This is a genomic window from Massilia aquatica (genome assembly GCF_011682045.1).
GTDB lineage: Bacteria > Pseudomonadota > Gammaproteobacteria > Burkholderiales > Burkholderiaceae_D > Telluria_A > Telluria_A aquatica.
The window spans coordinates 320,669-333,452 of sequence record NZ_VVIW01000002.1; the positions used below are offsets into that span (position 1 = coordinate 320,669).

2 protein-coding genes are annotated in these 12,784 nt (G+C 65.3%); both read left to right on the forward strand.

The window, feature by feature from the left end:
- Positions 1-96 precede the first annotated feature (96 nt).
- Positions 97-9,417, forward strand: a complete 9,321-nt coding sequence (locus F1609_RS04480; RefSeq protein ID WP_167075095.1) for an SdrD B-like domain-containing protein — start codon at positions 97-99, stop codon at positions 9,415-9,417.
- Positions 9,418-9,448: 31 nt separating this feature from the next.
- Positions 9,449-12,772 (forward strand): hypothetical protein, encoded by a 3,324-nt coding sequence (locus F1609_RS04485; protein ID WP_167075097.1) that lies wholly within the window; start codon positions 9,449-9,451, stop codon positions 12,770-12,772.
- Positions 12,773-12,784: the final 12 nt, after the last annotated feature.

The following is a 12,784-nucleotide window of genomic DNA, read 5'->3' on the forward strand; positions in this document are numbered from 1 at the left end:
CCGCACCGTTCCCGTTCAATTTCCCAATCGCATTAAGCGATGCCGCGTGCATTGCGGGCGATTTATTGCCCGCATTCTCAATTGATGAAGCCAATCATGTTTAAACGTGCCTTACCCGTGTTGAAGTCCCGATCATCGACAGTGTTTGCCTGCCTGCTCCGGGTGGCGGCGCTCGCCTTGCTCGGCCTGCCTTTGCAGGCCGCCGCGGTCGATATGCTGGTATCGCGCCTGACCGACACGCCGGATCCGGCCGTGCGCGGCGGCACGATCCTGTATTCGGCGTCGGTGACCAACAACACCAGCGACATCGCCAACGACGTCAAGATCGTCTTCACGCTCGATTCGCAGACCAGCTTCGTGTCGGTCACCGACCAGGCGTGCGTGCACGATGGGGGGGCCAACAAGGTCACGTGCAGCTACACCACGGTGGCGGGCGATGGCGCCGGCGCGGGAACCGCCGACATCAAGAATATCGACCTGACAGTGCGCACCCTGGCGGGAGCCGGCCAGACAGTGAGCCTGCTGACTGCCGTGACGACGAGCGATCCGGACAGCAACGCCGGCAACAACTCGCTGTCGCAGTTGACCACCATCGATAACGGCGCCGACCTGGCCCTGGTGCTGACCGGCTCGCCGGGCAGCCTGATGGCCAGCGGCACCCTGGTGTACACCGCCAACCTGACCAACAACGGTCCGAATACGGCGGGCGCGACCAAGGCCACCTTCACCCTGAGCCCGAACCTGAGCTACCAGAGCGCGGCCGGGTCCGGCTGGTCATGCGGCGCGGCAGGGCAGGTAGTGACATGTACCCGGCCGAGCGCGGTCGTCGGCGACTTGCCGGTCATTACCATCAACACCAAGGCCACCGGCACCACCACCGGCACCATCACCACCACCGGCGTGGTGACCATCAGCGGCAGCGCCACCGACTTTAACAACAGCAACGATGCCTCCTCGGTCAACACCATCATCACCGCCGGCACCGACCTGAGTATCGGCAAGACCGTGTCGAAAGCGCTGGTCGGCAGCGGCCAGGCGCTCAGCTTCACGCTCACGCCACGCAACCTCGGTCCGATGACGGCCAACAACGTGACCGTCAACGACAGCATGCCCGCCGGCTTCGCGATCGTCAGCGCCAGCGGCGCCGGCTGGACCTGCACCGTCAACGGCCAGAACGTCAGCTGCACCCGTCCGAGCTACGCGGCCGGCGCGGCGTTCGATATCGTCATCACGGCCACCGCGCCGACCGTCATCGCCCAGACCGACGCCACCAACATCACCAACATCACCAGCGCCACGCCGGACGGCGACACCACCAATAACAACGCTTCCGCGAATGTGAGCGTGGTTCCCGATGGCGTCGATCTGTTCCTGACCAAAGGCAAGTCGCCGAACCCGGTGGCGCAGGGCAGCAACATGATCAGCACCATCCGTGTGCGCAACCTCGGTCCGCGCGCGGCGCTGGCCGACGAAGTCAAAGTGGTCGAAACCTTGCAAGCGGGCGAGACCTGGGTCAGCGGCGGCGGCACCAACTGGAATTGCGCTGCCCCCGTCGGCAACGTCATCACGTGTACCTTGAACGCCCCGCTGGCGCTGAATACGACCTCGCCCGATTTGTTCCTGACCACCAACGCCGGCGGTACCGGCAACCTCACCAACCAGGCCTGCGCGGTCTACACCGACACCGGTGGCGTCGCCACCGACCCGGTCGAGCCGAACAACTGCGCCAGCGCCACGTCGGTCTCGACGGTCACGCCGTCGTCGGTCGACCTGCGACTGGCCAAGAACGCCAGCCCGACCAGCCTGGACTGGAACGCCGACGTCATCACCTACACCATGACCGTGACCAACGACGGTCCCGGCGCCGCCACCGGCGTGGTGCTGGCCGATCCGATTCCTGGCTTTATCGCAGGCAAGACGGGCGTCGTCGCAGCCAAGAGCGGCGGCTCCAGCCCGGCCACCTTCACTTGCACCACGGGCGCCACCGTCACCTGTACCCAGAACGGCGGCAGCATGGCCCTCGGCAGCACCGCCATCTTCACGGTGACGGTGACCCGTCCGCTGCTCGACAGCAGCAACCAGCCGAACAATCGCTGGACCAACACCGCCACCGTGCGTTCGATCGACCAGGGCGATCCGCTGCCCGCCAACAATACCGCCAGCGCCGATGTGCAGGTCGATCCGATCGCCGACGTGAGCGTGACCAACACGGTCACCCCAGGCTCGGTTCCGGCCGGCACCAATGCCACCTACGTCCTGACCATCAACAACAATGGCCCGTCGACGGCGAACGGCGTCGCGGTCACCCAGGTGTTCACGATTCCGGAAGGCTCGATGACCCACATCGAGTCCGTGGCCAGCAATGGCGGCACCTGCGTCTTCAATGCGCCGAAGACCCTCAATTGCACTTTCGGCGTGCTGGCGTCCGGCGCGACCCGCACCGTCACCGTCACCATGCGTCCGGACTACATGGACAACCAGCCGAATCCGCGCACCATCGGCAGCATCGCCACGGTGTCCACCACCACCAGCGAGAGCAACATGGGCAACAACAGCGATACCAATGCGCTGATCGTCACCCCGGCCACGCTCGACCTGCTGGTCAACAACATCGACAACGTCGATCCGATGGGCTACGTGCCCGGCGGCAATCCCATATTCCCGGACAACGTCGTCACCTACCGCAACACCATCACCAATCGCGGTCCGTCGGTCGCCACCCATGTGATGCTGACCTATGTGATGAAGCCGCCTGTCGGCAAGACCATGATCTTCCTCGGCGACAAACTGTTGCCGGATGGTCAAGCCTATTCGAATTACTGTAACCAGCTCGGCAACTCGGTCACGGGGCCGGCCCAAATGAGCGTCACCTGTAACTTCCCGACCTCGCAGATCCTGATGGGCAACAACGCCAGCATCGACCTGTACCTCGACTTCCGCGTCGCTACCCAGCCAACCGGCTCGGGCGACACCTACCAGTCGACGGTCACCGTCTCGTCGCGCGAGCCTGAAGCGCTCACGCCGAACAATACGGCCGACCAGAGCACCACCATCAAGATGCGCGTCGACCTGAAGCTGACCAAGGCCGCTTTTGCCTGGAACGGCAACGCCAACGCGCCCGCCACGGCAGTGCAATTGCGCCAGCCATTCTTCTGGGTCCTGACCCTGGACAACACCGGTCCGGGCAACAGTAACGGCACCGTCATCAACGACGCCCTGCCGGCCGGCCTGACGGTCTACACCGGCGGCGCGGCCGCGCCTTACAACGCGGCGCCATACAACGCCGGCCTGACCTGGAGCACCAACAACGCAGCGCCGAGCAATGGCAGCTGCAGCGGCGGCGCCACGATCAGCTGCTCGGTCGGCCTGCTGGAAGTCGGCAAGTCCGCCACCGTGCGCATTCCGGTCATCGCCACCAGCGCCAATCCGGCCGTGGAAAACTGCGGCACCGCCAGCACCAGCGACGTCGAGCGCAGCGCGCCCGACAACCGCGGCTGCGCCACCATCGCCGTGCAGCCTTCTTCGATCGCCGGCTTCGTGTACGAAGACAGCAACAACGACGCCGCCAAGGCAGCGGGCGAGACCGGCATCAGCGGCGTCACCCTGCGCCTGGACGGCACCGATATCTACGGCAATACCGTGAGCAACGTCACCACCGTCACCAGCGCGGGCGGCGGCTATGCATTCAATAACCTCACGCCAGGCACCTACAAAGTGACCGAAGTCCAGCCGGCCACGCATCTGGACGGCAAGGATGCCGCCGGCACCGTTGGCGGCAGCGCCAGCGACGCCACGGCCGACGAGATCGGCAACATCGTCCTGCCTGCCAACACCAACGCCACCGGCTACCTGTTCGGTGAAGTCAAACCGGCGGTCCTGTCGGGCTACGTGTTTATCGACCTCGACAAGGACGCCGTGCGCGACCTGACCGGCGTGCCGGCCACCGACGAGAGCGCCGGCGTGACCAGCGTGACCATGACGCTGTCGGGCACCGACGACCTGGGCCCGGTGAACGCCACCGTGCCGACCGGCGCCAATGGTGCCTACAGCTTCGCCAACCTGCGTCCCGGTACTTACCAGGTGGTGCAGCAGACCTTGTCCGGCGTGACCCACACCGGCATGACCATCGGCAGCAAGGGCGGCAATGACGGCGCCGCCGTGCTGGCCCCGAATACCCCGGTACTGGGCTTGACCAAGCGCACCATCAGCAACGTCGTGCTCGCTTCCGGCGAGAATGCGGTCAACAACAACTTCGGCGAAACCGGCCAGGGCCTGGGCGGCGCCGTGTATGCCGACCTGAACAACAATGGCATCAAGGATGCGGGCGAACCCGGCATTCCGGGCGTGTCGGTCACCCTGTCGGGCAATACCACGACCGGCACCAGCGTGTGCGTGGCGATTTCGCCGAACCCGTGCACCATCCTCACCGACGCCAACGGCAGCTACAGCTTCACCGGCCTGCCATCGAGCGACGCCACCGGCTACATGCTCACCGAGCAGAGCCAGGCCAGCGCGCCGCTGTCGAACTACGCCGACGGCATCGACGCGGTCGGCACCGTCAATGGCGTGGTGCGCGGCAGCATGTCGAACGACAAGTTCAGCGCCATCGTGATCGGCACCGGCCAGTTCGGCAGCAACTACAACTTCGGCGAATCGACGGCCAGCCTGTCGGGCAAGGTCTATCTGGACGCCGACCGCAGCGACACCTTCAATGGCGCCGACTCGCCGTTGCCGAACGTGACCGTGACCCTGTCGGGCACCACCGCGAGCGGCGCGAATGTCTGCACCATCATCAGCACCTGCGTCGGCAAGACCGACGCCAACGGTCACTACAGCTTCACCGGTCTGCCGGCCAGCAATGGCGGCGGCTACAGCGTCGTCGAAACCCAGCCGGTCGATTTCATGGATGCCACCAACACGCTCGGCACCGGCGCGACCGTGCCCGGCAACCTGGGCGTGATCGGCGACAGCGCCTTCAATGGCGTGGTGCTCACCGCCGGCCAGAAGGGCATCGACTACCTGTTCGGCGAAGCCACCGGCAAACTGAGCGGTTTTGTGTATGCCGACAAAAACAACAATGGCGTCATGGATGCCGGCGAAAGCGGCATCGGCGGCGTCTCGCTGGTTCTGAGCGGCACGGCGGCCAGCGGCGGCAGCGCCTGCGGCGCGCCGACCTGCACGACCACCACCAATCCGGACGGTTCGTACAGCTTCAGCTTCCTGCGCAACGCCAACGGCGCCGGCTACACCGTCACCGAAACCCAGCCTGCCGCTTACCTCGACGGCATCACCCGCAAGGGACATGTCGGCGGCGTCGCCTGCGCGGCCTGCGTCGACAATGTGGCCAACGTGATCGGCACCATCGCTTACGCGGTGGAAAAGACCCACAGCGACTTCAACTTCGGCGAACTGCTGCCGGCCAGCGTCAGCGGTGTGGTGTATGCAGACAGCAACCAGAATAGCGCGCTCGACAAGGACGAACAGATTGCCGGCGTGACCGTCACCCTGACCGGTACGGACGATCGCGGCACGGCCGTGAACCTGACCACAACCACTGCGGCCGATGGCAGCTACCGTTTCGACAAGCTGCGTCCGGGCAGCGGCGCCGGTTACAGCGTGACCGAAACCCATCCGGCCGGCTTTAACGATTTTCCTGGCAATACCGGCTCGCTGCCAGGCACCATTGGCGCCGTCGCGGCCGGCGTAGCCGTGCCGAACAGCATCAGCGGCCTGCAACTGGTGCAGGGTGACGCCGCCGTGAACTACAACTTCCGCGAAATCGGCGCCAGCATCCGTGGCGCGGTGTATTTCGACGCCAACAGCAACGGCCTGCGCGACAGCGGCGAGCCGCCATTCCCTGGCGTCACCGTGCGCCTGGTCGGCCCGACCCCACGCACCGTGGTCACCGGCGCCGACGGCACGTTTGTCTTCACCGGCCTGATGGCGGGTAACTACAGCATCGTCGAAACCCAGCCGGGCGGCGTGGACGATGGCGTCGATGCGGCAGGTTCGCTCGGCGGCACCATCAATGCACCGAAAAACAGCATCGGCAACATCACCCTGGCGCCAGGCGCGGCCGGCGTGAACTACCTGTTCGGCGAACGCGCTGCAACGTCGGTGGGCGGTTCGCTGGCCGGCACCGTGTATGTCGACGCCAACAGGGACGGCAAGCGCGACAGCGGCGAGCAATTGCTCGCCGGCGTGACCCTGACCCTGAAAGGCATCGACGCCAACGGCGTGCCATTTACCCGCACTACCCAGACCGACGGCAAAGGCAACTACCTGTTCGCGCTGCTGCCGCCTGGCAGCTACGATCTGGCCGAAACCCAGCCATCCAACCTGTCCGACTTCGATGCCGCCACCGGCACCAAGATCGGCACCCTGGGCGGCGGCGCGGCCGGCCTGAACAAGGTCACCTCGATCGTGATTCCGGCCGCTGGCGGCGACGCGCTCGGCTACGACTTCCGCGAGTTCGATCCGGTGGTGGTGGTCGGTCCGGCCAAACTCGGCGGTCATGTGTACGTCGACATCAACAAGAATGGCAAGCGCGAGCCGGGTGAACCCCTGGCCGGCGTGACCGTCACCCTGACCGGTGTCGATGCCAAAGGCGTGGCAATTCCCGCACGCACCACCCAGACCGGCGCCGACGGCAGCTATCTGTTCGAGAACCTGGTTCCGGGCACCTACACCGTCGTCGAAACTCAGCCAGCGGGCTATGGCGAGTTCCCGACCAACACCGGCAGCGCGGTCGGCACCGCCGGCGGCACCCTGGACGCGGGTCCGAACAAGACCACGGCCATCGTGATCGCCAGCGGTACCGATGCCAAGGACTACGATTTCCGCGAAGTGGGCGGCAGCCTGGCGGGCGTGGTGTATCGCGACGACAACCATAACGGCGTACAAGACGCCGGCGAGCCAGGCATTGCCGGCGTGCCGCTCAGCGCGGTGGGCAGCAAGGGCGAAGCAGGACGCGCCACCACCGGCGACGATGGCCGCTTTGTGATCGTTGGCTTGCCAGCGGATACCTACAGCCTGGTGGAAACCCATCCGGCCGCCTATATCGACGGCAAGGAAACCGCCGGCAAGATCGACGCTACGGTTGTCGGCACGGTCGACAACAGCGGCTTCGACACCAGCGCACCGAAGAACAGCATCGGCGCGATCAAGCTGGGCGTGGCGCAAAACGGCGTGGACTACCTGTTCGGCGAACGCCGCGCACGCCTGGAAGGCTATGTGTATGTGGATGCCAACAACAACGGCCAGATGGACGCGGGCGAAACCCCGTTGCCGGGCGTACACGTGACCATGACGGGGGGCGAGAGCTGCGCGCAGGGCTGCGTGGCAGTCACCGGCGCCGACGGCAAGTATGTGTTCGAGAACCTGGTTCCCGGCCGCTACACCCTGGTCGAGTCGCAAACCGACCTGCCGACCTCGAAGTACATGGATGGCAAGGAAACCGCCGGCGTCGCAGGCGGCGTGGTGGACAACAGCAGCTTCGGCACCGCGCCGTCGCAAAACACGATCGCGCAGATCGATGTCACCAGCGAGAAGCTGGCGGCCAACAACGGCGTGATCGGCGGCAACCTGTTTGGCGAGCGCGTGCGTCCGGGTCCGGAAGTCAAGGCCCCGATCATCAGTGGTTACGTCTGGATGGACCGCGGCCACACCCGCACCCGTCCGAACGACCATGAAGGCGTGAAGGACTGGACCGTGACGTTGACACAGAACGGTAAACCAATCTGCACCGTCAAGAGCGATGCGGCCGGTTTCTACCAGTTCGACAACCTGCGTTGCCCTGGCTACCAAGGCACCGGTTTGCCGACCGGTCCCGGCTTTGAAATCAGCTTCACCAAGGATGGCAATGGCATGCCGAACGTTCCGACCTCGGCCGGTAACGCAGGCAAGCCGGCCGCTGGCGTGATCCGCGACATCGTCCTGACGGACAACAGCGACATCACCGAGCAGAACCTGCCGCTCAACCCATCGGGCGTGGTGTACGACAGCGTAACGCGTCAACCGGTGCGTGGCGCGGTCGTGAGCGTGAGCGGTCCGGCTGGCTTCGACCCGGCCCGTCATCTGCTGGGCGGCGTAGCCGCTGTCAACCAGACCACCGGCGTTGATGGCGTGTACCAGTTCTTCCTGCAAAACGGCGCGCCGGCCGGTACCTACAAGCTGGCGATCAGCACCTATCCGGTGGGCTACGTGCCGGCCGAATCGGCCAGGATTGCGTCGTGCCAGGGTGCACTGCTTGTTGCGGCCAACGCCAATGTGGGGCTGGTACAGAAGTCCAATAACGCGCCGGCAACGGGCGTCAACCTGCACAAGCCGAACGCGTGCGTCGGCCTGGTGCCGGGCGGTGCGGACACCACCCAGTATTACTACACGTTCACGGTGGGCCCGAACGGTGCGCCGGTGGTGAATAACCACCTGCCGATCGACAAGGTCGAAGCGGCTGGCCTGGCGCTGACCAAAACCGGCGACAAGCAGCAGCTCGAGTTCGGCGAAAGCCTGCTGTACACCTTGACCGTGCGCCAGACCAGCGGCACCGCTGTGGCGCAGGCAACCGTGCGCGACAGCCTGCCGGCCGGCTTCTCGCTGGTGCCGGGCACCGTCAAGGTCGATGGCAAATCGGTGGCCGATCCGGCCGTGGTGGTGGGCCCGGTACTGGCCTTCAACCTGGGTCCTTTGGCCAGCAACAAGCAAGCGGTACTGACCTACCGCCTGCGTGCCGGCGTCGGCAGCCTGCAAGGCGACGGCATCAACCGCGCGATTGCGTATGCGTGCAACGTGGCCAGCGGCTGCGTCACGCCGGGCTCGTACCAGCCGGTGCCGGATGCTTACCCGTCCAACCGCGCCGAGTACAAGGTGCGCCTGACCGGCGGCGTGTTCACAGAACAAGCCTGCGTGGCCGGCAAGGTATTCGTCGACTGCAACGGTAACTCGGTGCAGGACAGCGAAGAGCTGGGCATTCCGGGTGTGCGCCTGTACATGGAAGACGGCACCTCGTTCACCACTGATGTGGAAGGCAAGTACAGCTTCTGCGGCTTGACGCCGAAGTCGCACGTGATCAAGGCCGACAGTCTGACCCTGCCACGCGGCAGCCGTTTGACGACGACCAGCAACCGCAACCTGGGCGACGCCAACAGCATCTGGCTGGACGCGAAGAATGGCGAGCTGCTGCGCGCCGACTTTGCCGAAGGTTCGTGCTCGGCGCCGGTCATCGAGCAGTTGAAAGCCCGCCGCAGCCAGGGTGGCACGCGTGCTCCGGAAACGGAAGCTGCGCGCCTGCCAGGCCTGAAGTTCGACAGCAAAGCACCTGCCGCGCCGCGGCAGGCGACCGACAGCGCCAACCAGGAACTGGTCAAGCCACGCCAGGGAGCAATCCCTGCCGGCGCGGGAGAAGCCCGTGCGCAATAAGCAACCATCCCGCCTGGCACAGATGAACATCATGACGAACAAAAAACTTCTTCAAATTCAACGCCGCGGCACCGGTCGCCTGCTGGCGGGCGCGCTGGCAGTGGCCTGCGCTTTCCCGAACGCCGGTGCGCAGGTGTTGCCGTCGGCCCCGCTTGATGCCGGCCTGCGCGCCCAGATGGCCGCGCCGCAACTGTGGAGCGGGCGGTTAGACGCCAGCGCCAAAGTCGCGCGCATCCTGGTCGAAACCGACCGCGACGGCGTGCCGGCCGACGGCCAGTCGCCTGTGCGCGTGAGCGTGCAGGTGCTGGGCGAAGACGGCCAGCCGCTGGCGGACGACGTGCTGCTGACCCTGGAAGCATCGGCCGGCCGCATTCTGCTCGACGGCGCCGCCACCGACGCCCTGGGTCCGCAAAACGGCGACGCCAACAAGGTCACGCCCGGCATGCAGCTGCGCGTTCGTAACGGCAAGGCGCAGTTCCGCCTGCTGGCCCCGGCCGCCGCGCAGGAAGTCTTGCTGCGCGTGGACGGCGGCAAGATCAGCACCCAAGGCGTGATCACCTTTGTCCCGGAACTGCGCCAGATGCTGGCCGTGGGCCTGATTGAAGGCGTGATTTCCAAGCGTAAGCTGAACGCCGGCGACCTGGCACCTGCGCGCTTTAACGATGGTTTTGAGCAAGACATCACGCGCTGGAGCCGCCAGTTCAACAGCGGCAAGGCCAACGGCAGCGCCCGTTCCGCATTCTTCGTCAAAGGCACCATCCTCGGCAGCAAGCTGTTGACGGCCGCCTACGATTCGGACCAGCAAACCAAGGAAAAGTTGCAGCGCGACATCAATCCGAACGAGTTCTACCCGGTCTACGGCGACAGCGCCACGACCGCGTTCGACGCCCGCTCGGCCGGCCGCCTGTACGTGCGCGTGGACGACCAGAAAAGCTATGTGCTGTACGGCGACTTTTCGACCAGCGAAGGCAATATGTCGTCGGTGCTGGGTCCGAACGTGGGCCTGGAAGCGCGCAAGCTCGGCCAGTACCAGCGCACCGCCACCGGCCTGCGCGGCAACTGGGACGGCAAGCGCGGCAACCTGGGCGGCTTTGCCTTCCACGACAACGCCAAGCAGGTGATTGAAGAATACCGCGCCAACGGCAGCTCCGGTCCTTTCGCGGTGCGCAACAATGGCGCGCTGACCAATTCCGAGCGCGTCGAACTGATTGTGCGCGACAAGAACCAGACCGACCTGGTCAAGCAAGTGACGCCGATGCGCCGCCTGGAAGACTACAGCTTCGAGCCGTTTTCGGGCCGCATCCTGTTCAAGCAGGCCGTGCCATCCTTGACGCCCGAAGGCGACCCGCAATCGATCCGCGTGACCTACGAGGTGGAGCAGGGCGGCGACGACTTCTGGGTCATGGGCATCAACGGCGAATACCGCCTGAACGACAGCATCAGCGTCGGCATGGCCTCGGTGGACGACAAGAATCCGCAGTCGCCGTACCGCCTGCACAGCGTGAACGCGACCGTGAAACTGGCGCCAGCGACCAGTTTCGTGGCCGAGTTCGCCCAGAGCGAATCGACCACCTACAGCGCCAACGGCCAGGTGTTTACCACCCCGAGCGGGCAGGCTGGCGAGTTGTCGAGTTCGGCAACGGGCCAGGCGGCGCGCGTGGCTGTGTCGCACAAGGGCGAAACGGTCGAGGCGCGGGCTTACTGGCAGCGTGCCGACGACGAGTTCAACAATACCGCGGCCGGCATCAGCCCCGGCCACAGCGACGCTGGCGTGAATGTCAGCGCCAGGTTCACGTCCACCACCACGGCCTACGCCAGCGCGCTGCAAAGCAAGGATCAACAGGTTGTTGCCCAGCGCGACGCCGTGCGCGTCGGCATGCTGTGGAAAGCCGATCCGCGCCTGACCCTCGACTTTTCGCTGCAACACATGAAGGAAGAAGGCGAACTGCGCAACCAGGTCGGCATGGCCAGCAACACCGGCGTGGTGTCGAACGCCAACGGCTTGAATCCTAGCGGCGGTTTCTTTGGCTTCGGTAACACCAATAGCGCCATCAGCCCGGTCAACGGCGGGGCGATTACCACCTTCGCACCGGTGGGCGCCACCACCGCGCCGGGTACGCGCGGCACGCTGGACGCCAATACGGTCGCCATCGGCGCCCAGTACAAGGCGACCGACTTGCTGAGCCTGACCGCCGTGGTTGAACATGGCGTGTCGGACAGCAACCAGAAGCGTTATGAACTCGGTGCCCAGTATCAATTGTCCGAGCGCAGCCGTGCCTATGCACGCTACGAAAACCAGACCGGCCTGGCATCGCGCTACGCCCTCAACCCGGCCGAGAAGAGCAACGCCTTCGTGGCGGGTGTCGAATCGACCTACCTGCCGGGCGCGAGCATTTTCTCGGAATACCGCCTGCGCGACGCGCTCGATACCGAACGGGCTGACGGGCGCGACCTGCAACTGGCCAGCGGCGCGCGCAATACCTGGAACGTGTCCGAAGGTCTGGCGCTCAGCACCAACGCCGAATACCTGCACGTGTTCGACGGCCGCCAGCAAAAAGGCGTGGCCCTGGCCACGGCGCTCGACTACACCGCCAACCCGCTGTGGAAAGCCTCGGCCAAGCTTGAATGGCGCCGCCTGTTCGACAGCCCCGGCGACATCGGCAACCAGTCGCAGGACCAGTGGTTGAACACCTTGTCCTTCGTGCGCAAGCTCGACCGCGACTGGACCGTGCTGGCCCGCAACTACGCCCTGCTGTCGCGCAACAACGACGACATCAGCGGTAAACCCCTGGCCAACAGCCTGCAGGAACGCGCGCAGCTCGGCTTTGCCTGGCGTCCGGTCGAGCACAACCAGTTCAACGGGTTGGCGCGCTACGAGTACAAGAACGTGCGCGACGGCGCCCGCGCCGATGGCGAGAACTACGCCGCCCACATCGTCTCGACGCACCTGGACTACCATCCGAGCCGTCCGTGGTGGAGCACCGGCCGCCTGGCCGCCAAGACCAGCCGCGAGCGCAATCTGCCGTTCGGGCAGCAGAAGTACAGCGCGTGGATGGCGGCCGGTCGCGTGGTGTACGACATCACCGAAAACTGGGACATCGGCGTGCTCGCCGCCTACCTGCACAGTCCGCAGAACAAGGGCAGCAGCCAGTATGCGCGCGGGGTCGAAGTTGGCTACCTGGTCAAGCAGAACCTGTGGTTATCAAGCGGGTTTAACGTCAGCGGCTTCCGCGAACGCGACCTGAGCGCATCGGACTACACCTCCAAGGGATGGTTCGTGCGCCTGCGCTTCAAGTTTGACGAGAATGTATTCAAAGGCAAGGACCCAGAAGCGAATCGCACGCTGGCCCGCTAATTTCCTGAAATG